The organism is Humidesulfovibrio sp., from assembly GCF_031082295.1.
Classification (GTDB): domain Bacteria; phylum Desulfobacterota; class Desulfovibrionia; order Desulfovibrionales; family Desulfovibrionaceae; genus Humidesulfovibrio.
In genome coordinates, this window is record NZ_JAVHLD010000026.1 from 21,063 (window position 1) to 42,822 (window position 21,760).

The 21,760-nt window shown below is 65.8% G+C and carries 19 protein-coding genes; 10 read left to right on the top strand and 9 right to left on the bottom strand.

What is annotated here, in order from left to right; translation table 11 throughout:
* Positions 1-94: 94 nt before the first annotated feature.
* The gene (locus RDU24_RS12335; protein ID WP_308736070.1) at positions 95-307 is read right to left on the bottom strand and encodes a hypothetical protein; all 213 of its coding nucleotides are present in this window, start codon (positions 305-307) and stop codon (positions 95-97) included.
* Positions 308-601: 294 nt separating this feature from the next.
* On the opposite strand from RDU24_RS12335, the gene RDU24_RS12340 reads away from it, so the two are divergent.
* From RDU24_RS12340 to RDU24_RS12360, 5 genes are all read left to right on the top strand, one after another.
* A complete protein-coding gene (locus RDU24_RS12340) occupies positions 602-1,816 on the top strand; it encodes a tetratricopeptide repeat protein (RefSeq protein ID WP_308736071.1) in 1,215 nt (404 codons plus the stop codon).
* Positions 1,817-2,005: 189 nt separating this feature from the next.
* Entirely contained in the window at positions 2,006-2,392 is a 387-nt protein-coding gene (gene crcB / locus RDU24_RS12345; RefSeq protein WP_308736072.1) for a fluoride efflux transporter CrcB, read from the top strand.
* 72 nt (positions 2,393-2,464) lie between these two features.
* Positions 2,465-3,772 (top strand): DUF190 domain-containing protein, encoded by a 1,308-nt coding sequence (locus RDU24_RS12350; RefSeq protein ID WP_308736073.1) that lies wholly within the window; start codon positions 2,465-2,467, stop codon positions 3,770-3,772.
* Between the two features lie 157 nt (positions 3,773-3,929).
* Positions 3,930-4,343, top strand: a complete 414-nt coding sequence (locus tag RDU24_RS12355; protein ID WP_308736074.1) for a response regulator — start codon at positions 3,930-3,932, stop codon at positions 4,341-4,343.
* A 162-nt stretch (positions 4,344-4,505) separates the two neighbouring features.
* Entirely contained in the window at positions 4,506-9,302 is a 4,797-nt protein-coding gene (locus RDU24_RS12360) for a PAS domain S-box protein (RefSeq protein WP_308736075.1), read from the top strand.
* A gap of 34 nt (positions 9,303-9,336) precedes the next feature.
* On the opposite strand, the gene RDU24_RS12365 is transcribed toward RDU24_RS12360, so the two are convergent.
* From RDU24_RS12365 to RDU24_RS12380, 4 genes are all read right to left on the bottom strand, one after another.
* The gene (locus RDU24_RS12365; RefSeq protein WP_308736076.1) at positions 9,337-10,779 is read right to left on the bottom strand and encodes a DNA integrity scanning protein DisA nucleotide-binding domain protein; all 1,443 of its coding nucleotides are present in this window, start codon (positions 10,777-10,779) and stop codon (positions 9,337-9,339) included.
* 108 nt (positions 10,780-10,887) lie between these two features.
* Positions 10,888-11,670: an ABC transporter permease gene (locus RDU24_RS12370; RefSeq protein WP_308736077.1), complete on the bottom strand. Its 783-nt coding sequence runs from the start codon at positions 11,668-11,670 to the stop codon at positions 10,888-10,890.
* The gene (locus RDU24_RS12375; RefSeq protein WP_308736078.1) at positions 11,667-12,338 is read right to left on the bottom strand and encodes an ABC transporter ATP-binding protein; all 672 of its coding nucleotides are present in this window, start codon (positions 12,336-12,338) and stop codon (positions 11,667-11,669) included. Before RDU24_RS12375 ends, RDU24_RS12370 begins: the two co-directional genes overlap by 4 nt.
* 11 nt (positions 12,339-12,349) lie before the next feature.
* Positions 12,350-13,123, bottom strand: a complete 774-nt coding sequence (locus RDU24_RS12380) for a tetratricopeptide repeat protein (RefSeq protein ID WP_308736079.1) — start codon at positions 13,121-13,123, stop codon at positions 12,350-12,352.
* Between the two features lie 268 nt (positions 13,124-13,391).
* Here RDU24_RS12380 and RDU24_RS12385 point away from each other — a divergent pair, with 268 nt between their 5' ends.
* The 5 genes from RDU24_RS12385 to RDU24_RS12405 all read left to right on the top strand — a co-directional run bounded on the left by RDU24_RS12385 (position 13,392) and on the right by RDU24_RS12405 (position 18,847).
* The gene (locus RDU24_RS12385; protein ID WP_308736080.1) at positions 13,392-13,955 is read left to right on the top strand and encodes a helix-turn-helix domain-containing protein; all 564 of its coding nucleotides are present in this window, start codon (positions 13,392-13,394) and stop codon (positions 13,953-13,955) included.
* Between the two features lie 3 nt (positions 13,956-13,958).
* Positions 13,959-15,644: an AMP-binding protein gene (locus RDU24_RS12390; protein WP_308736081.1), complete on the top strand. Its 1,686-nt coding sequence runs from the start codon at positions 13,959-13,961 to the stop codon at positions 15,642-15,644.
* Between the two features lie 58 nt (positions 15,645-15,702).
* Positions 15,703-16,449: an SAM-dependent methyltransferase gene (locus tag RDU24_RS12395; RefSeq protein ID WP_308736082.1), complete on the top strand. Its 747-nt coding sequence runs from the start codon at positions 15,703-15,705 to the stop codon at positions 16,447-16,449.
* A gap of 159 nt (positions 16,450-16,608) precedes the next feature.
* A complete protein-coding gene (locus tag RDU24_RS12400) occupies positions 16,609-17,166 on the top strand; it encodes a helix-turn-helix domain-containing protein (protein WP_308736083.1) in 558 nt (185 codons plus the stop codon).
* A 19-nt stretch (positions 17,167-17,185) separates the two neighbouring features.
* Positions 17,186-18,847: an AMP-binding protein gene (locus RDU24_RS12405; protein WP_308736084.1), complete on the top strand. Its 1,662-nt coding sequence runs from the start codon at positions 17,186-17,188 to the stop codon at positions 18,845-18,847.
* A gap of 105 nt (positions 18,848-18,952) precedes the next feature.
* On the opposite strand, the gene RDU24_RS12410 is transcribed toward RDU24_RS12405, so the two are convergent.
* The 4 genes from RDU24_RS12410 to RDU24_RS12425 form a co-directional block, all read right to left on the bottom strand.
* Positions 18,953-19,330, bottom strand: coding sequence for a hypothetical protein (locus tag RDU24_RS12410; protein WP_308736085.1), 378 nt, complete (start codon positions 19,328-19,330; stop codon positions 18,953-18,955).
* Between the two features lie 41 nt (positions 19,331-19,371).
* Positions 19,372-19,770 carry a hypothetical protein gene (locus tag RDU24_RS12415; RefSeq protein ID WP_308736086.1) on the bottom strand — a complete coding sequence of 133 codons (399 nt, stop codon included), beginning with the start codon at positions 19,768-19,770 and terminating at the stop codon, positions 19,372-19,374.
* A gap of 1,003 nt (positions 19,771-20,773) precedes the next feature.
* Positions 20,774-21,238, bottom strand: a complete 465-nt coding sequence (locus RDU24_RS12420) for a hypothetical protein (protein ID WP_308736087.1) — start codon at positions 21,236-21,238, stop codon at positions 20,774-20,776.
* A gap of 28 nt (positions 21,239-21,266) precedes the next feature.
* Positions 21,267-21,760: RHS repeat-associated core domain-containing protein (locus tag RDU24_RS12425; protein WP_308736088.1), on the bottom strand; the 494-nt coding region annotated here is incomplete at its 5' end.

The following is a 21,760-nucleotide window of genomic DNA, read 5'->3' on the forward strand; positions in this document are numbered from 1 at the left end:
CCGTCTCCCCTGGGAGCACAGCAACGACGGCAGGGAGTCGGGGGCACGGCCCGGGCAGTCTGCCTTTTCTTCACGATGCCTCGGCCCCGGCACCTCAGAGCGGTTTCCAGTCCTCGCGCGGGGGCACGGGCTTGCCCGCGGCCTTGAACAGGGCCTCGACCTCCCGAAAGGCACCCTCCAGGTTCTTGGCCGTGCAGACCTGTGTCGTCACGCCCTTGTCGGTAAGGGTGACCCGGACGCTGCCCGGTCTCTCCGTCATGTCGAGTTCGAACTTCTTGGCCGGGTCCTTGTAGACATATGTGGTCATGCGTTCCCCCGAGGTTTGCCCAGGTCCGGCGGACGGTGGCGCTATTTCATTCTCTCGCAGAATTGCCCGGGTAGCGCAAGGGCGCGGACGCGCGAAACGCAAGCCAAAGTCCCGTTTCGGGCAGTGCGGAACCCCTTGGAGTCTGGACTCAGCAATACGTAGATGCTACGGACTTTAAACCGCCTGGCGAGGGCCCCCCCAACACCGTGGCGGTTCCTGTTCGGCTGGATGGGTGCGCCGACAGGCTGGCGTGGCGGGTCGTTCTCATCACAATGAAGCGAGGAGGGGCAGGGCGTGAAGAAGCTTCTGGCCATTTTGTTTGCGTTGCTGGGTATGGGCGCTGCGGGGTGCATGCCGCTCATGAAGGCCAACATGGCCTTCTACAATGGCGATTACCAGGCCGCCATTCCCACGTTCCGGGAGCGTCTGGCGCAGCAGCCCGACGATTGGACCATCCGACAACGGCTTGGCTACGCCCTGCTCAAGACGGGAGAACCCCGAAGCGCCGCCGAGGAGTTCAAGCAAGCCATCGCCCAGGCGCCCACCATGGTCCCCCTGTCCTATCTCTACCTGGGCTCCGCTCAGCTGGAGCTTGGCGACCCGGTGGCGGCGCTCGCGTCCCTGCGCTCCTTCGACGACAAGAAAATGACCGTCGTGAAGGAGGAGGTGGACCGCCTCATCACCCTGATCGAGCTTGAGGCCAGCCGCACGCTGGCCAAACAGGCCCTGGCGCAGGAGGCCAAGCTGGCCACCGCCGCCGTGAAGGCGGACAGCTACGCTGTGCTCAACTTCGGCCTGCCCGGCCCGGACGAAAACCTGCGGGCGCTCCAGAAGGCGCTGACGGCCATGACCATCAGCGATCTGGCCCAGGTCAAGACCATCACCGTGGTGGAACGCGCGCGCCTGCAGGCCCTGCTCGACGAGATGAACCTCGGCCAGACCGGCGCCGTCAACGCCGCGGGCGCGCCCAAGGTCGGGCGGCTGCTCGGCGCGGACAACCTCGTGGTCGGCAACCTGCTCGCCCCGAGCGGACAGCTCGGCGTGGCCAGCAGCACGGCTTCCTGCACTCGTGGGCAGGTGGTCGGGTCCTTCAGCGCCAGCGTCAGCAAGGACAAGTTCTTCGAGTTGCAGAAGCAGGTGGTGGCGGGCATCCTCAAGGTGAACAACATCAAGGTCGAAGCAGACACCGAGAACGCCCTGCTGCGCCAGTACCACACCAAGAGCCTGCAGGCCGCGACCTACTACGGCCAGGGCCTGGACGCCATGGACCGGGGCGACTGGCAGGTGTCCAAGGACTTCTTCGTCCTGGCGGCCAAGGAGGACCCGAACTTCGGCCTGGCCAAGACCGCGCGCGACAAGTCTCCGGCGGGCCTGGCCAAGGGCTTTGCCGGGCCATTTGGCAGCCTTGCCGTCGCCACCGTCGAGGCGGCGGTGGACGCCCAGCAGAGCGCCGACGGCCTGACGGTGGGCCGTTCGAACACGGGCGGCGGAGGCGGCGGAGGCGGCTGATAGCCTCGACTGTTCCAGCCGTGCGCTGGAAAGAATAGCCACAGCAAGCCCCCTGCCCGGTCAAGGCGGGGGGCTTTTCGTCGGCCCACGGCGCAAGCTGGCCGCCACCAAGACGGGGCGGTTGTGCAACGGACTGTTGTGCGATGGGCCGGTTTCGGGCTACATGCAGGGGCGGGGGCTAAATCGACCATGAACGACACGCTGCACAAGCTCTTGCTGCTGGCCCTGGCCGGCGCCTGCGGCACGCTGGCCCGCTACGGGCTCTCCGGCGCGGTCCACGGCGTCATGGGGCGCGACTTCCCCTGGGGCACCGCCGCGGTGAACCTGCTGGGCTGCCTGCTCTTCGGGCTGGTCTTCGTCCTGGCCGACGAGCGCCAGCTGTTCCGCGCGGAGCTGCGCCTGGTCCTCCTGGTGGGCTTCATGGGCGCGTTCACCACCTTCTCCTCGCTCATCTTCGAAACCGGAGAGCTCCTGCGCGGCGCCCAGTGGGCCTATGCCGCGCTCAATCTCCTGGGCCAGAACATCCTGGGCTTCGCGGCCTTCTACGCGGGCGCGAGCCTGGGGCGGCTCATTTGACGCACGTCGGCGGATGACCTGCGCCGCGCCCTGGCCGGGCCGCACGAAACCGCACAGACAAACGGGGGGGCCATGAAGATTCGTTCCGAAGCGGAAGTCCTGCGCATCTACATCGGCGAGAGCGACCACGTGGGCGCCAAGCTGCTCTACGAGGCCATAGTGGAAGAGGCCCACCGCCGGGGGCTGGCCGGGGCCACGGTCACGCGGGGGCTGCTGGGCTTCGGCGCGGGCAGCCTGGTGCACACGGCCAGGATTTTGCGGCTGTCACAGGACCTGCCCGTGGTGGTGGAGATCGTGGACAGGCCCGAGCGCATCGCGGCGTTCATGCCCCTGCTGGAGGAGATGGTCGGCGAGGGCGCCATCACCCGGCACAAGGTGGCGGCCACCTTCCACTGCTCCATGCGCGTGCGCGACGTCATGACCCACGAGGTCGTCACCGTGCCCCCGGACATGCCGCTGCCCGAGGTGCTGGACCTGCTGCTGGCGCGCGGCATCAAGGCCGTGGCCGTGGTAGAGGGTAGGAAGGCCGTGGGCATGATCACCGGCGGCGACCTTTTGGCGCGCGCGGGCATGGCCTTTCGCCTGAGCCTCTACGCGGAGCTGCCGCCGGAGATGCGGGGCGAGGAGGCGCGCAAGCTCATGGTGCAGGGCAAGACCGCGCGCGATGTCATGAGCGGCCAGCTGGTGACGGTGAACATCCGCGCTTTGGTGCCGGAGGCGGCGGCGCTCATGGCCGCGCGCAAGCTCAAGCGCCTGGTGGTGGTGGACGACGCGGGCGACCTGGCCGGCATCCTGAGCCGCATCGACATCCTGCGCACCGTGTCCACCGCGGCTTCCATGTCCGAGCCCCAGTCCGAGCACATATCCGGCCCGGAGGCGGACTCCCGGCAGGCCGGCGCGGCCGCACACGGGGTGGAGCCCGCCCGGCTGCCCACGGGGCTCAAGCTCACCGCGGGCGATGTGATGCTGAAGAACGTGCCCGCCATCGGGCCGGACGAGCCGCTGGAGGCCGCCCTGGACAAGCTCGTGGCCTCGCCCCTGCGCCGCGTGGTGGTGGTGGACGACGAGGGCCGGGTGCTGGGCATCGTCCTCGACCGCGAGCTGCTCAAGCGCTACAGCCAGCGCGAAAAGCCCGGCCTGCTGCGCGCCCTTGCGAACCTCCTCACGCCGGGCCGGAGCCGCGACCAGGCCTTCGGGGCGCTGGTGCGAGAGGCCATGGAGCCGGACGTATTCAGCGTGCGCGAGGACACCCCGCTGCCAGAGGTGCTGCGCCGCATGCTGGAGACCGGCGGCAAGCGCCTCGTCGTGCAAGACGCCGAAGGCCGCCTGAAGGGCATGGTGGACCGCGACAGCATGCTCGGCATTATCGGCGGCCCGTAAAGCATGAGCGATAGCCGTTGCGCTGTTGCCCGCGCATGCTGCGCCGCAGGGCCGCGGACGGTTGCCTCAAGGGCGTTATTGTGGTAATATGAATAGAGCGGGCCAGCGCTGCAGGTCATCGGCGGTGCGAGATCAGGTCTGTTCCCGGAGCGAAGCGATGCGCATCCTGATCGTTGAAGATGACGAACTGGGCATGCAGTACATGATGTCGGTGCTGAAGGCGCATGGCGAGTGCCATGCAGCGACGAACGGCAAGGAGGCTGTGCAGGCCTATTGTCAGGCCGTGGAGGATTCCGCGCCGTTCGACCTTATTTTCATGGACATCATGATGCCTGTCATGAACGGGCTGGACGCCCTGGAGCGCATCCGCGAGTTCGAGCTCTACAACGCCCACCGCATCAAAAGAAACGCCATCGCCGTCATGGCCACAGCCACCAACGACTCCCAGGAAGTCGTGCGGGCCTACTGCTGCTGCAGCGCCTTCGCCTATCTCGTCAAGCCCGTCCAGGTGCCCGACGTGGAGGACATCCTGGGCCGCATCCGGCTGGAGCTGCAGTCCAAGCCGACCTGAGCGCCGGCGCCCCTGTCTCCTGGCATTTCCGCCCGAGCCTCGTTGCCCGAAAGCAGCGAGGCTTCGATTATATCGCCCTTAGCCCTTGCAACGCCCCCCGGCCTGTGGCATCGTTAAGCAGAGTCCTCTTGTCCGCATTGACCGGTCGCCCCGGAGAAGCCTGTGCAGCAGTTGAAAAGAGTCGCGCTCCTGCCTCTGCTCATGGCCGTCTTGGCCCTCTGGCTGCTCGCCCTGTCCTCGCCCGGCGCCACTGTCGCCAACTCCACCGGGCGGCAGGTTGTGCGCGTCGGCGTGTACAACTTCGCGCCTCTGGTGTTTTCAGAGGCCGGCCAGGCCAAGGGCTTCTTCATCGACATGCTCAAGGACGTGGCCCAGCAGGAGCAGTGGGAGCTGGCCTTCGTTCCCGGCTCCTGGGACCAGTGCCTGGAGCGGCTCAACAGCGGCGAGATCGACCTCTTGCCGAGCATCGCCCAGACCCCAGAGCGCGACAAGACGCTTCGCTTCACCGAGGACTACCTGTTCATCGACTGGGGCGTGATCTACAGGAAAAAGGGCTCGGACATCCGCTCGGTCTTCGACCTGAAGGGCAAGACCATCACGGCCCTGCGCGGCAGCGTCTACACCGAGAGGCTCAGGACTCTGCTCGAGCAGTTCGACATCAAGGCCTACATCGTCACCAAGCACGAATACGCCGAGGCGCTGGCCTCGGTGGACCGGGGCGATGCCGACGCCGGCGTGTGCACCAACTTCCTGGGCACCATCCTGGAGCAGAAGCTGGCCGTGGAGCGCACGGACATCGTCTTCGCCCCCATAAAGATACGCTCCGCCGTCCAGCGCGGAGGCCGGGAAGACCTGCTGCCCATTCTGGACCGGCACCTTTCGAGGCTCAAGGCCGAGCCCGGCTCCCTCTACTACCAGCTGCGCGACAAGTGGCTGGGCCTGGCCGGGCAAGAGCGCGTGCCCAAGTGGCTGCCCTGGGCCTTGGGCATCGCTGCTGGCGTGCTTGTCCTGCTGGTCGCCTTCATCTTTTTCCTGCGGATGCTGGTGCTGCGCAGGACCGAGGAGCTGGCCGAGAGCGAGCAGCGTTTCCGGACCATTGTCGACGAGCAGACCGAACTGGTCAGCCGGTTTACCTCTGACGGCGTCTTCCTGTTCGTCAACCAGGCGTTCTGCGACTTCTTCGGCAAGACGCAGCAGCAGCTTGTGGGCAGCGTGTGGGGGCCCGTGGTGCTGGAGGAGGACCTGCCCGCGGTGCGCGCGCAGATGGCCCTGCTGGCCCCGGACAACCCCGTGGTGGTCATCGAGAACCGCAACGTGAACGCCCAGGGCGTGGTGCGCTGGATGCAGTTCGCCAACCGGGGGTTCTTCGATGCCCGCGGTGCGCTCATGTACGTCCAGTCCGTCGGGCGCGACATCACCGACCGCAAGCTGGCCGAAGAGGCCCTGCGCGAGAGCGAGGAACGCTTCCGTGAGGTTGTGGAAGGAACCCAGAGCTTCATCACCCAGGTGGATGGATACGGTCGGTTCACCTATGTCAATCCCATCGCACGCACGTTGCTCGGCATTGATCCTGAGGACTGCATCGGCTGCCTGGCCTTTGATATCGTCCACCCGGATGACCGCGAGCCCACCATGGCCGCCTTCCAGGGTTGGCTGGCGCAAAAGCTCACCCATACGACATTTGAGAATCGTCTGGTGTCCGCCACCGGGGAGACCCGGCATTTCTCCTGGTCCATACGCCTGCACTACGACGATGCGGGGGGCATCACGGTCATCGACAGCATTGCGCGCGACGTCACCGAGCAGAAACGCGCCGAAGAGGCCCTGCGCGAGAGCGAGGCGCGCTATACCACGACGCTTGCCGCCGTGAACGACGGCCTCTGGGACTGGCACGTGCCAAGCGGCGAGGCCTACTTCAACCCCCTCTATTACGGCGTCCTCGGCTACGAGGACGGGGAGTTTGCGGCCAACTACGCCAACTGGCGGGTTCTGGTGCATCCGGATGACATCGAGCGGGTGGAGGACGGCCTGAAGCATGCCATCAAGAGCGGCCAGGGCTTCAACATCGACCTTCGTTTGCGCACCAAGGGCGGCGAATGGAAGTGGGTCTGCACGCGCGGCAAGGCCATCGAGCACGATCCCGACGGGCGCGCGGTCAGGATGGTCGGGACCTTGAGCGACGTCACCCACCGCAAGGGTCTGGAGGCCAGCCTGCGCGAGAGCGAGCAGCACTTCCGCACCCTGGCCAACCTGGGCCAGGCCCTCATCTGGACCTCCACGCCGGACAAGCTCTGCAACTACTTCAACCAGCCCTGGCTCGACTTCACCGGCCGCACCCTGGAGCAGGAGCTGGGCAACGGCTGGGCCGAGGGCGTGCACCCCGACGACTTTGACCGCTGCCTCGACATCTACGTCACGGCCTTTGACAAGCGCGAAAGCTTCAGCATGGAGTACCGCCTGCGCCACCACAGCGGAGAGTACCGCTGGATCGTGGACCAGGGGTCGCCGCGCTACGACAGCCAGGGCGAGTTCCTGGGCTTCATCGGGCACTGCCTGGACATCACCGAGAGCAGGCAGGCCGCCCAGGCCCTGCGCGACAGCGAAGAGAAGTTCCGCATGCTCACCACCCTCGCCCCGGTGGGCGTCTACCTGACGGACCCAGGCGGCAACTGCCTCTATGTCAACGGGAAGTGGCTGGAGATGTCCGGCGGCACGCTGGAGGAGGCGCTGGGCATGGGCTGGGTGCAGGCCATCCACCCCGATGACCGTGAGCGGGTCCAGTCCTCTTGGCAGCGCGTGGTCGAGTCGGGCGGCACATGGGGGCTGGAGTACCGGTTCTTAAGCCGCAGCGGCAAGGTCACCTGGGTGTACGGCGTGGCCATGGAGCGCCTGGACGACGAGGGCCGGGTCATCGGCTACGTCGGCGCGAACAGCGACATCACCGACCGCAAGCGCTCCCAGGACGAGCTTCTGGCCAAGACAGAGTACCTGGACGCCATGTTCGAGAACACCTCCACCCTCATGCTGCTGGTCAACTCGGAGGCCAGGCTGGTGGACGTGAACCACGCGGTGGTGGCCAGGCTCGGCCAGTCCAAGGACGCGCTGCTGGGGCACCTCGGCGGCGAGGTGCTCAGGTGCGTGAATTCCTTCCAGAGCGGCGGCTGCGGCCGCACGGAGAAGTGCCCCAACTGCCCCGTGCGCACACGCGTCATGCGCACCTTCCGCACCGGCGAGAGGTCGTTCAACGAGGAGGGGAGCTTGACCCTGCTGGTGGACGACAAGCCGGTCAAGGCCCACTTCCTGATCTCCACCGCCCTGGTCCGGCCCAGGGACGAGAACTTCGTCCTCTTGAGCCTCATCGACATCACCGAGAGCAGGCAGGCTGCGGAGGCCTTGGCCCAAAGCGAGGTCCGCTTCCGGAGGGCCATCGAGGAGGCCCCGATTCCCATCATGATCCACGCCGACAACGGGGAGGTGCTGAACCTCAGCCGTACCTGGACGGAAATCTCCGGGTACGCTCTGGCCGACATTCCGACCATAGGCGATTGGACGCAAAAGGCCTACGGCGCCAACAGGAGAGAAATCAAGAGCTACATCGACAGCCTGTACACGTCGGATGAACGCAGGGACGAAGGCGAATATGCCGTTGCCTGCGGCGACGGCTCGACGCGCACCTGGTACTTCTACTCCGTGCCCCTGGGCAGCCTGCCCGACGGCCGCCGCACGGCTCTCAGCATGGCCTTCGACATCACCAGCCGCAAGGAGATGGAGCACGTCATCCTGCAGGCCAAGGAGGCGGCCGAGGCCGCCAACCGCGCCAAGAGCGAGTTTTTGGCCAACATGAGCCATGAGCTGCGCACCCCCATGAACGGCGTGCTCGGCATGCTCCAGCTGCTCATGCTGGAGGATCTGAAGCCCTCCCAGCACAAGTACGCCAACAACGCCTGCGAGGCCGCCAACCGCCTCCTGTCCCTGCTGAACGACATCCTGGACTTCTCGCGCATCGAGGCCGGGGTGCTGGTGTTCCGGCAGGATCCGTTCAACCCGGACGACATCCTCGCGGCCGTCCGGGGCGTCTTCGAGCACATCTGCTCGCGCAAGGGCTTAAGCCTGGACATCCTGCCCGAGGCCGGCCTGCCGGCAGCCCTCATCGGCGACGAGGCCCGCATCCGCCAGATCGTGTTCAACCTCGTGGGCAACGCCGTAAAGTTCACCCGCAAGGGCTCCATCAAGATCGAAGCCTGGCACCGCGCCGGGCTGGGCGACGCTCCGAGCCGCCTGTTCCTCTCCGTGTCCGACAGCGGCGTGGGCATTCCCGAGGCCAAGCTTGGCGGCATCTTCGACCGCTTCAGCCAGGCCGACGCCTCCTACACCCGGCAGTTCGAGGGCGCGGGCCTTGGCCTGGCCATCGTCCGGCGCATCGTGGAGGCCCTGGGCGGCACCTTGTGCATCGAGAGCGAGGCCGGGGAGGGCACCACCGTGGTCCTGTCGCTGCCGGCGCAGGTAGACAAGGCCGTGCGCGTGGAGGTTGCGGCGGCCAGCGAGGCCGAGGAGCCGCAGTCCGTGCCGCTGCGCATCCTGCTGGCCGAGGACGAGCTCATCGGCCAGCTTGGCGCGCGCATCATGCTGGAGCGCATGGGCCACAGCGTGCTGGCCGTGAACGACGGCAAGGCCGCGGTGGAGGCCGCCCTGGAGGGAGATTTCGACTGCGTGCTCATGGACATCCAGATGCCCGAGATGGACGGGCTGGAGGCCACGCGCATCCTGCGCAACACCAGCCTGCCGGGAAAGAGCCGCATCCCCATCATCGCCATGACCGCCTACGCCTTGTCCGGCGACCGCGAGAAGTTCCTGGCCGCGGGCATGGACGAGTACATCGCCAAGCCCTTCCAGCAGGAGAACCTGCGGGAACTGCTGCAGGCCGTGGCCAGGAAGCGGGCCAAGGCGCAGCTGCACTAGCCGGGGCGCCCGGCGCCATGTGTCCGGAGCGGCCTCAGGCCTTGGGTTCGGCGAGCCAGTGCTCCAGGGTCGGGGCCGGGCGCAGGGTGCTCGGCACCGCGGGCCACACCGGCGGACGCGAGATGTCCGCCCCCTTCTGCATCACCGAGACAGGACGGTCGGAGGAGACCACCACCACCAGCAGTTCCGGGTGGGAGTGCGTGAAGCGCAGGGCGGAGTTGTAGCGCGCCCCGCGCGAGCGGTCCTCGCCGGGGAAGCTTGGCCCGTCCATGAGGCAGGCGAACCCGCAGAGCTGGTTGCGCACGGCCGAGACGTGCAGCGCCCCGTCCACCTTGGCCAGGGCGGCGGCCAGGGCCAGGTGGTCGGCGTCCTCCAGGGGCAGCGGGGTCTCCAGGCTGTGGCCGGAGACCGGCAGGAGCGGGGTGTAGGGGTCGACGATGATGGCGCAGCCGTATTTCTGCTCCCCGGCATAGGCCACGATGCGCGACACCGAGCTGAACAGGGCGTCGCGCTGGTCGGCGTCGAGCGGCCACTCCAGCAGGGCCTCCTCAAGGATCACCAGGTTGGGCTTGCGGTTGGTGGACTGGAAGGCGCCGTCGGAAAAGCTGCACACCAGGCCGCCGTCCAGGGAAAGCATGCCGTGGCGGCCGTTGAACAGGGCGCACAGGCTGGAGGGCGGCAGCTCGCCCGAGGCGATGCCGATGATGTGCTCGCCATCGGACACGAGCATGCGCGGGCTGCGCTCCACGGACTGGAGCATCTTGCGCACGTGCTTGCTGTTGTCCAGGCGCGGGCGCTCGGCCCTGGGGAAGCGCATCAGGTAGTGCAGGCGAGACAGCCGCGAGGGCTCCACGAAGGCCAGGTGCCCGCGCGCCCAGGCGCCCTCCTCCGGGGTCTTGGAGATCTGCATGATGGCCGCGAGGATGTTGTACACCCGCAGGCGCGTGTCCGGGCCAAGGGTGCGCGCGCGCATGTCCACGATGAAGTCGTGCACGGCGTGGGGCGCCATCTCCTGGATCATGTGCGCGATGGAGCCCGTGTCGGGGATGTCGCGGGCGCACATGCTGTGGGAGAACTGCAACAGGGCGTGCTCCAGCCAGCGCCGGATGGGGCCGGGAGCGCAGAGGTCCACGTGGCGGTCGGTGAACCACATCTGGTAGGCCACGCCGGGCGCCCGCCCGCCCAGGCTGACCACCCCGGCCAGGCCGATGCGCTTGCTTTTGGCCTGGTCGAAGTAGGTCACGAGCTCCGGGTCGGGCAGGCCTTCGCACCATTCCCCGGAGTCCAGGTAGTATTCCTGGAGGCGTGGTTCATGTCCGGCGAGCAGCCCCTGCGGGTCCACCACGCGCAGGGGCTCGCCGGGCTCCTGGGCGTAGATCAGCGCCACCCGCGACGGGCCGGAGAAATCGCACAGGCCAAGCCGCAGCCCCTCAAGCACGTTGTGCAGGCTGAGCATGTGGTGGCGGTCCAGGCTCATGTGGTCCCCTCACGCTGGCGCGATTTCTTGGAAATAATGTGAACAGTATCCGCAGGCCAGGGTGAACGCAACGAAAAACCCGATGCGGCATAGGGCAGGAGCGGGCTCTCAGCGCAGGAGCGGGCGGTCGCCGGGGCCGAAGCAGCGGCGGCGGATGATGAGCGTCAAGAGCGTGCTGCCCAGCGCGGTGGCGCCCACGATCATGAGCATGACCACGATCTGGTAGCGGATGGCCTGGGAGGGGTCGCTGCCGCCCAGAATCTGGCCGGTCATCATGCCCGGAATGGACACCAGCCCCACGGCCATCATGGAGTTGATGGACGGGATCATGCCCGCCCGCACGGCGGTGCGCACGATGTCGGCGCTGGCCTCGGCGGCGTCGGCCCCGAGGCAGAGCTGCATCTCCACCACGCTCGCGCGGGCGCGCAGGTCCGAGAACAGGCGGTCCAGCGCCACGGCCACGGAGTTCATGGAGTTGCCCAGCACCATGCCGCCGATGGGCAGGAAATATTGCGGCGTCCACCATGGCTCGGCGTGCACGATGGCCCCGGTGACCGTCACCGTGATGACCAGGTAGACCGCCGCCATGGACGCGTACATGGGCCAGGCGAAGCCGATGGCCTTCTCGCGCACGCGGCCGCGCGCGGTGTGCGCCGCCGCCCCGGCCATGACCAGGAACAGCGCCAGCACCAGCCAGGGCGACTTGAGGTCGAACACGATGCCGAGCACCCAGCCCATGAGGAAAAGCTGGGCCACGGTGCGAGCGGTGCCCAGGGCCAGGTCGCGCCCCAGGCCCAGCTTGAGCGCCAGCGAGCAGCCCCCCGCCAGGAGCGAGAACACCAGGGCCAGGGCCAGCCGCCAGAGGTCGATGTGCAGCGCGCCTCCGCTCATGCGGGGCTCCGTTGCTCAAGACTGCCGCCCTGCAGGGCGAAGGCCAGCGGCGCCACGCGCTCCGGCCGGAACTCGGCGTGGCTCACCAAAACGACGGTGCCGCCGTGGTCCAGGCAGAAGGACTCCGCCGCGGCCAGCACGGCGCCGGCGCTTTCGGGGTCGAGGGCGCTGGTGGGCTCGTCCAGCAGGAGCGCCTCGGGCCGGGTCAAAAGCGCCCGGGCCAGGCACAGGCGCTGGCGCTGGCCCACGGACAGGGTGGAGGCCTCCTGGCCGAGAGGGACGTCGCTGGCGGCGAGCCCGGCCAAAAGGGCCAGCAGGGCCGCGTCGTCCGGCCTGGGCTGGAGGCTCGCGGCCTTGAAGCTGAAGGGCAGGAGGAGGTTGTCGCGCACGCTGCCGGGGATGACGGTGGGGGTCTGCTGGAGGTAGCTCACCCGGCGGCGCAGCTGGGTCGGCGGCAGCTCGCTCACGTTCTGCCCGCCGAGCAGCACCTGGCCCTGCTGCGGCTCCTCCAGGCGGCAGAACAGCCGGAGCAGGGTGCTCTTGCCCGCGCCGGACGGCCCGGTGAGCAGCACGAAGGATCCGCGCGGCGCGCTGAAGGAGACGTCGGCCAAAACGGGCCGCCCGCCCTCATGGGCAAAGTGCACGCTTGAGAGGGCCAGATGGGTCATGGCGCCCGCGCCTATTTCTTCTTGTCCAGGAACTCGATGAACTTGGCCACTTCCTCGTGGGTGGGGTTGAGGGCCAGGGCGCGGTCCAGGTGCTCGCGGCACTTCGCCAGGTCGCCCTTGTCGTAGTAGGCGCGCGCCGCATTGTAGTGCAGGTTCTCGTCGCTCTCGGTCATGGTGAGGGCGCGGGTGTAGTACTCGATGGACTGGTCCACCATGCGGCTCTTGCGCAAGGAGATGCCGAACTCGTTGAACAGGTGCTTGTGCTCCGGGGCGAAGGCTGCGTCGAGCCCCACGATGCGGCCCAGGATGTCCTTGGCCTTGGTCGCCTCGCCGCGCTCCACGTAGGTCAGCCCCAGGCCGAAGTTGGCGCGCACGTTCTCCTCGTCCACGGCCAGCGCGTTCTCGTACTCGAACTGGGCGCTGTAGAGCGCGCCGCGCTGGCGCTGTTCCTCGGCGCGCTGCACCGTGGAGTTCAGCTCCTGCATCTTCGGGTACACGCTCTTCAGGTACATTTCCGGTTCGGGATTGTACTTGGCCAGGAAGTCTTCCAGCGGCACGGCGGTGCTGGCCCCGGCGGGAACCATGTTCTTGTTCAGCGCCTGGACCATGACCTCGCCTTCGTCGTTCTGGTTGCAGAACCAGAACATCTTGCTGATGGTCTTGCGCTGGGTGGTGCCGGTGCCGACCTTTTCCACCGTCTGGGTGGAGAACAGGCCTTTGATCTTCTTGCCGCCGTCCGGCCGGTAGACCGGGGCGTGCTCTTCCTGATGCTGCTTGTCGTCCATCGTGCGGGCTCGATCTGTTGCAGGTGCCGGAGGAATCCTGAAACCCCAGGTTATCACCCCTTTGCCTGTGCTGGCAAGGCTCGGCTGAACGCTCGTCAGGGAAGAAAAGAATCCTTCGTAAAGTGAGCGATCACTTTGCACGGGTCGACAAAAACCGCGAGATGGGATAAGCCCCGGCGCAATGTGGGAACTGCGGCCCTGGCCCGGGCGTCGGGCCTGGCAGCGTGCGGGCAGAACAGCAACACCAGCGCGAATTGGGGATGACAGCATGGATAAGAGAGTGGGTGAGCGCATACGCGCCTTTCGCGAAAAGCAGAACCTGAGCCTGGCCGATTTTGCGGAGCGCACCGGCCTGGAGGAGTCCTTCCTCCTCGCCGTTGAGACCGAGGACCTCTATCCGTCCCTGGGGCCGCTTCTGAAGATCGCCCGCGCGCTCGGCCTGCGCCTGGGCACCTTCCTCGACGACCAGGTGAGCCGCGACCCGCTCATCGTGCGCCAGGGCGAGAGAACCCGCGAGATGGCCATGCGCGTCGACGGCACCATGAACGCGAGCCACCTCTACTCCTCACTGGGCCGCGGCAAGACCGACCGCCACATGGAGCCCTTCTTCATCGAAATGACCCCGGAGGCCGAGGCCGACAAAAAGCTCTCCAGCCATGAGGGCGAGGAGTTCATCGTGGTGGTGAGCGGCCAGGTGCAGCTTGTCTTCGGCCGCGAAACGAGCATCCTGAACCCCGGCGACAGCATCTATTTCAACTCCGTGGTGCCGCACAACGTCTCCGCGGTGGGCGGGCCGGCCTCCATCTACGCCGTGCTCTACTTCCCGGAGTAGCCCATGCCGCGCGACACAGCCTTACGCGAGATCACCCTCGGCCAGATGCTGGCCGAAACCGTGGAGCAGTGGCCCCACCGCGACGCCGTGGTCTACGTGGACCGCGGACTGCGCCTGACCTGGCTGCAGTTCTCCCAGCTGGTGGACGAGGTGGCCATGGGGCTCATGGCCCTGGGCGTCCAGCGCGGCGAAAAGGTCGCCATCTGGGCCAACAACGTGCCCTACTGGGTGGTGCTGCAGTTCGCCACCGCGAAGATCGGCGCGGTGCTCTTGACCGTGAACACCCACTACCGCCGCGCCGAGCTGGAGTACCTGCTCAAGCAGTCCGAGTGCGAGAACATCTTCCTCATGGACGGGTTCCGCGACATCGACTACGTGGGCACCCTCTACGACCTCGTGCCTGAGCTCAAGACCAGCGAGCGCGGCCGGCTCAAGGCCGAGAGGTTCCCGTTTCTCAAGCGCGTGCTGTTCCTGGGCGCGGAGAAGCACCGCGGCATGTACACCCTGCCCGAGATCCAGGCGCTTTCCGTCATGACCTCGCCCGAGGACTACGAGGCGCGCCAGGCGACGCTCGACCCGCACGACGTGGTGAACATGCAGTACACCAGCGGCACCACGGGCTTCCCCAAGGGAGTGCAGCTGACCCACTACAACATCGGCAACAACGGCTACTGGATCGGCGAGAACCAGCGGTTCACCGAGAAGGACCGCCTGTGCCTGGCCGTGCCGCTGTTCCACTGCTTCGGCTGCGTGCTGGGCGTGCTGGCCTGCGTGTCCCACGGCACGGCCATGGTGCTCCTGGAAAACTTCGACCCGGTCCTGGCCATGACCAGCATCGAGGAAGAAAAGTGCACCGCCGTCTACGGCGTGCCCACCATGTTCATCGCCATGCTGGAGCACAAGCTCTTCTCCCGCTTCGACCTGTCCACCCTGCGCACCGGCATCATGGCCGGGTCGCCCTGTCCCATCGAGTTCATGAAGCGCGCCATAAGCGAGATGCACATGCGCGAGATCACCATCTGCTACGGCCTCACCGAGGGCAGCCCGGTGATGACCCAGACGCGCATCGGCGACGACCTGCGCCAGATGACCGAGACCGTGGGCCGCGAGATGCCCGAGATCGAGGTGCGCATCTTCAATCCTGAGTCAAGCGACCCCGGGACCAACGAGGAATGCCCGCGCGGCACGGTGGGCGAGATCTGCTGCCGTGGCTACAACGTCATGAAGGGCTACTACAACAACCCCGAGGCCACGGCCAAGGCCATCGACGAAGAGGGCTGGCTGCACTCCGGCGACCTGGGCACCATGGACGAGGACGGCTACGTCACCGTCACCGGGCGCCTGAAGGACATGATCATCCGCGGCGGCGAGAACGTCTACCCGCGCGAGATCGAGGAGTTCCTCTACCGCATGGACGGCATCCTGGACGTGCAGGTGGCGGGCGTGCCCAGCCGCAAGTACGGCGAGGAGGTCGGCGCCTTCATCATCCTCAAGCCCGACGTGAGCATGGAGCCAGAGGATGTGCAGGACTACTGCCGCGGCCAGATATCGCGCTACAAGATTCCCAAGTACATCGCCTTCGTCGAGTCGTATCCCATGACCGCCAGCGGCAAGATCCAGAAGTACAAGCTGCGCGAGCTGGCGGCGGAGCTGTTCCCCCAGGCCATGCAGGAACCACCCAAGGCCTGAGGCGGCGAAGCGTCGCCAGAACCGTGTGATGGAAAGCACGGAAAGGAGTTCTGCCTCATTGGACATTCCGCGTATATTCAACATAGCCGAGAGCGCTCACCGCATCCACAACCCGTTCACGCCAGAGAAGTTCGCCACCCTTGGGGCGGCCCTTCGCCTGGAGCCGGGAACCCGGGTGCTCGACCTAGGCTCCGGCTCGGGCGAGATGCTGTGCACCTGGGCGCGTGACCACGGCGTCACAGGAACCGGCGTCGACATGAGCAGGCTTTTCACGGAACAGGCCAAGCAACGCGCTGAAGAACTGGGCGTCGCCGGCCAAGTCGAATTCATCCATGGCGACGCAGCGGGGTTCGTCTCCGAGGAGAAAGCCGGTGTGGCGGCCTGTGTCGGCGCCACCTGGATCGGGGGGGGCGTCGTAGGCACTGTGGCGCTTCTGGCCCGGAGTCTGCGCGCCGGGGGGATCATCCTCATCGGCGAGCCATACTGGCGGCAGTTGCCGCCGACGGAGGACGTGGCCAGGGGCTGTCTTGCCAACTCCACCTCCGACTTCCTCTTGCTTCAGGATCTTCTCGCGTCCATGGATAGTCTGGGCTACGATGTGGTTGAAATGGTTCTGGCCAACCAGGACGGTTGGGACAGATACGAGGCGGCCAAATGGCTCACCATGCGCAGATGGCTTGAAGCCAATCCCGGCGACGAGCTTGCAGGCGAAGTGCGGGCCAAGCTGACCTCGGAACCCGTGCGCTACGCCACGTATACGCGAGAGTATCTTGGCTGGGGCGTGTTCGCGCTGATGCGGCGCTGACGCGTCGGCGCAACCGACGGACAAGTCACCGGCTGCGCCGTGCGACAGCGGCCCGCCGAAATCTGGATTGCGCCGGAGCTCAAGGATTGAGGGCCTTGTTGCCGCGGCGCAGTCAATGGAAGGGCCAGCCACTGGCAGGCCGAAGAAGGAGAATCCGCCATGCAGATGGAACAGGCTTACAAGGACATCGCACCGCGCCTGCGCGGCCTGCGCGACGCGCTGGACCTCACCGTGGAGGAGCTGGCCGCCAAGACCGGCGTGGACGTGGAGTCCATCCGCAGCTACGAGTCCGGCACCATGGAGATCCCCGTGGGCTTCCTGATGAAGGTGGCCCAGGCCTGCCACGTGGACCTGACCGTGCTGATCAGCGGCATCGAGCCCCACCTGAAGGGCTATTCCCTGGTGCGCCAGGGCGAGGGCTTGAGCGTGGAGCGCCGCAAGGACTACGACTACAAGTCGCTGGCCTACCGCTTCTCCGGCCGCAAGATGGAGCCCTTCCTCATCACCGTGCCGCCGAAGAAGCCCGAGGACATGACCCAGGTCTCGCACTCCGGCCAGGAGTTCATCCACGTGATGGAGGGCCGCCTGGAGCTGCGCCTGGGCGCGGAGGTTCTGGAGCTCGCCCCCGGCGACTCGCTGTACTTCGACGCTCAGACCCCGCACGCCTTGCGCGGCCTGGACGGCAAACAGGCCGTGTTTCTGGACGTGATCCTTTAAGCCCCCTGGAGCAGCAAGCATGGAAAAACTGCGCGTGAACAACGACCGCGACTTCAAGGCGGCCTACAAGAACATCGTGCCCGAGGGCTACAACTTCGCCTTCGACTTCCTCGACCCCAAGGCCGCCGCCGAGCCCGGCGCAACGGCCCTGATCCACGTGGACGACGCGGGCCACCGGCGCGAGTTCTCCTTCGGCTTCTTCCGCGAGGAGTCCGCCCGCCTGGCCAACGCCTTGGCCGCCCACGGCGTCAAGAAGGGCGACCGCGTCATGCTCGTGCTCTACCGCCGCGTGGAGTACTGGGTTTCCATGCTGGCGCTGGCCCGCATCGGCGCGCTGCCCATTCCCTCGCCCTCGCTTCTGACCCCGCACGACATCGAGTTCCGCGTGAACTTTGCCAAGGTCTCCTGCGTCATCTGCGAGGACTCCATCACGGGCCGCATGGAGGCCGCCCGGCCCAAGTGCCCGGGCCTCGCGCTCATGGTGCAGGTGGGCCAAAGCGCAGCCCCGGCCGGCTGGCTGGACTACGAGACGCTCAAGGCCACCGGCGCGGAGCAGTTCCCGCGCACGCCGGACTCCCCCGGCGGCGACGACCCCATGGTTATCTTCTTCTCCTCCGGCACCACGGGCATGCCAAAGATGGTGCTGCACACCCACACCTATCCGCTGGGGCACCTGGCCACCGGCGCCTACTGGCACGACCTGGAGCCCGGCGACATCCACCTGACCCTGTCCGACACGGGCTGGGCCAAGAGCGTGTGGGGCAAGTTCTACGGCCAGTGGCTGGCCGGGGCCGTCATCTTCGTCTGGGACTTCCGCGGCAAGTTCGAGCCGCGCGAGCTCCTGCGCATCCTCTCCGAGCACAAGATCACCACCTTCTGCGCGCCGCCCACTGTGTACCGCTTCCTGGTGCGCGAGGATTTGAAGGAGTTCGACCTGTCCTCCCTGCGCCACTGCACCACCGCGGGCGAGCTGCTGAACGACTCCGTGTTCGCCGACTGGCAGAAGGCCCTCGGCCTGCCCATCTACGAAGGCTACGGCCAGACCGAGACCACGCTGCAGGTGGCCACCCTGCCGTTCATGAAGCCCAAGCCGGGCTCCATCGGCAAGCCCATGCCCGACTGGGACATCGTGCTGCTGAACGCCGAGGACAAGCCCTGCGCCCCGGGCGAGGAGGGCGAGATCTGCATCCGCCTGAAGTCTGAAAAGTCCACCGCGGGCATCCCGGGCCTGTTCTCCGGCTACCTGGACGAGCAGGAGCGCACCGACAAGGTGGTCTACGGCGGGTTCTACCACACCGGCGACAAGGCCTGGGTGGACGAGGACGGCTACTTCTGGTTCCTGGGCCGCACCGACGACCTCATCAAGAGCTCGGGCTACCGCATCGGGCCGTTTGAGGTGGAGAGCGCGCTCGTGAGCCACGACGCGGTGGTGGAGGCGGCCGTCACCGGCGTGCCCGACCCCGTGCGCGGCATGGCCGTGAAGGCCACGGTGGTGCTCGGCCCCGGCTACCAGCCCGGCGACGCCATGACCAAGGAGCTGCAGAACCACGTGAAGACCGTCACCGCGCCCTACAAGTACCCGCGCATCATCGAGTACGTGGCCGAGCTGCCCAAGACCATCAGCGGCAAGATCAAGCGCGCCGAGATCCGCGCCCGCGACCAGGAGCGCATGAACATGTAGCCGCGCGGGGGGTTCCCCGGCCGACAGAAAGGCTCCGTCCGGCAGTGCGCCAGGCGGAGCCTTTTGATTTGGGCGGGGGGCGCCGTGAAGCGCCCGGTGTCGGGGTCAGGCGTGGGCCGGGGGGGCCGCTGGCGGATCGGTGAAACGCGTTGGCAGTTCCTTGATGCGCCAGAGCTTGATGGAACCACCGAAAAAGTAGCTCTGAATAATCATCTGATATGCTAGATAGATGTCGAATCTTTGAGGCTGGATCACATTGATCCAGACAAATCCAACGGCATTATACGTGATAATAACGGCGAGAATCCGACTCGCGAGACGTTTTGCACGGAACGTGAGCCAAGACAGCAACAACACAAGCGCAACCCAGCCCAAGTCCAATGCAAGGCGCACTGGCTCGTCGTGGTGCTTTGCAACATTCATGAACAAATGAAGCACGGAAAAGAAGCAGTATACTTCCACAACGTACCAGGCGCCTTGCATGTGACTCACCTCACTCGTATCGTTGTAGTTGGACCCCTGACCTAATCCTTACGGTTTTTATAATCGTAATACCACATGAAGGGCGTGACGATTGGGTCAAAAAAGTCAAGCACAAACGACTGTCCCCCTTCGCGCGTTTCAATAGGCTTGTAATCCCCTTGCATCGTCCCATTGTCGTCGCACGGGTGGTCCTTGCAATAAGGGTTGTCGTCTTGCCCGGTTCGTGGCTGCGCCTTCTCCTCGCCTCCATCGGCGGCAGCGGACTCGCCGCCACCGCCAAACAGTGACCATGCCAGCCCCCGCACGTCCACCCGATTGACCGGATCATCGACGCAGTAGCCGTACCAGTCGCTGTCGCCGCCTTTCTCCCGCAGTGGGTCGATTCCCCCATCAGGGCGCCGTGAAGCGCCCGGTGTCCGCGTCGTAGTCCCGCCAGACAACTTGGCGCTAGTTGTCCTTGCCGACTTTGCGCTGGGGCACGTGTATGCCCTTGAGCCAAAGGGCGGTCAGCCCGCCTATCGGAAGCGTTAACGAAGCATAGGTGAACATCTTGTGACTATACTTGAGCCATTCAAGAGGGTGTTCAACGGGAGTAGCCGCGACCCAACCAGCGAACATCCCGAGGTAGATATAGCGAAGCCAAACCAGTATCGTGGCGCCTAGGATGATGTTTCCGAGCCACCGGCGTGATGCAGCGAGACCTGCGAGTCGTTCAGTGGAAGGTTTCCAGGCTATCCAGAGGAGTAGAATGCCCGCTGGAATGCCGAAGAAAGCAAAGAGGGCGAGTGGCTGAGAACCAGAATATCTGCTTCCGGGGGTCCATGTCTCAAGGAAAGCGACATAGCCTGACCTGTGGATCAAGTTGGCCAGCAGGGCGCACCCCAAAAACAGTGGTGGGAATACTCGTTTCATGGAATGCACCCCGCTGGCGTGTTTCGTCTAATTGCCGTCGTTGCGGCAGTAGTTCAAGACCGCCGATGTGTTGCCCTGGCAATCATTTATCGTCGGGAGCCAAGGCCCTTCCGGAGTGCCTTGGCGCGTCAACGCGTTTACACAGTTCTCATCCACGTTCGGCAACACCTCACATTTCGCATTGGATTCTTGTGCTTGTCCCGTATGGTCAATCCATTGCGTTGGGGAGCCGAGTCCAGCGGAGTCGCCATTCTGGCCGGGGATTCGCCCCGGCGCCGTTCCCAGTCCAGTTTCCTGCGTGTCGGTCTTGAGCCAGTAGTGGTTGGTCCAACGGAGGCCGTCTATGTCCGCTGGCCGCTTGCAAACCTTCACTTCCAGCCCCCACACGTCCACCCGGTTCACCGGGTCGTCGACGCAGTAGCCGTACCAGTCCGTGTCGCCGCCCTTTCTTTCCCCAGCGGGTCGATTCCCCCATCAGGGCGCCGTGAAGCGCCCGGTGTCCGCGTCGTAGTCGCGCCAGACGAAACGGGTCTATTTCATGTCGTCGCCATTGCGCGGGGGCATGCGAATACCCATCAGCCACAGGGAAAGCAAACCACCGAGGCCGAGAGTAAGTGCCGCGCAGTTGGCCATGAACGCGTATTGGCGCTCCCAGTATGCGGGGTCCACCACCGGAGTCGCAGTAAGCCATGCCGCGAAAGACGCTCGGTACAGAAAACCAAGCCAGAGCAAGAGGGTCAGCGCCAGCAACACGTACCCCGCAAATCGGCGGTACTTAGGCAATGCGGCGCGTTGTTCCGGGCTGGGGCGCCACATGCGTCCGAACAGGATAAGGCCGAGCGGGATGGAGAAAAACGCAAACAGCGCGATCCAGGGCGGCATGCCATATTCTGCGCCGGGGTTACGCTCATCAAGAAAGCGTGCGTACGACACCCGCTCTACAACATTGGCCAGCAGGGCGAACGCAACGAAAAGCGGTGGAAACCAACGTTTCATCTTGATCCTCCCTGCTGGCCTTAGATCATTACTCCACGTCCGTCCGGCAATAGTCGAAGACTTCCGTTGGGTTCGTCCGGCAATCGTTCATGCTTGGCGCCCACCACCCCGCCTCGGTGCCGACACGGATATTCCGATTAACACATTCTTCATCAACATTCGGAACAGGATCACAGTGTGCATCAAGCCTGTCAGATTGCCCGGAATGGTCCACCCACTGTATTTGGGAATAGGGCATATCAGAGTTGCCGTTTTGGCCTGGAATCTGACCATTTCCAATCCCAGATTCGGTGGTATCCGTTTTGATCCAATAATGATCTAGGCCGGTTCGGCGCAAGTACTTATTCTCCGGCGGCCGCTTGCAGACCTGCACCTCCAGCCCCCACACATCCACCCGGTTCACCGGGTCATCGACACAATACCCGTACCAGTCGTTGTCGCCGCCTTTCTTCCCCAGCGGGTCCAGCGCCGTGAAGCGCCCGGTGTCGGCGTCGTAGTCTCGCCAGACAAACCGCGTCAGGC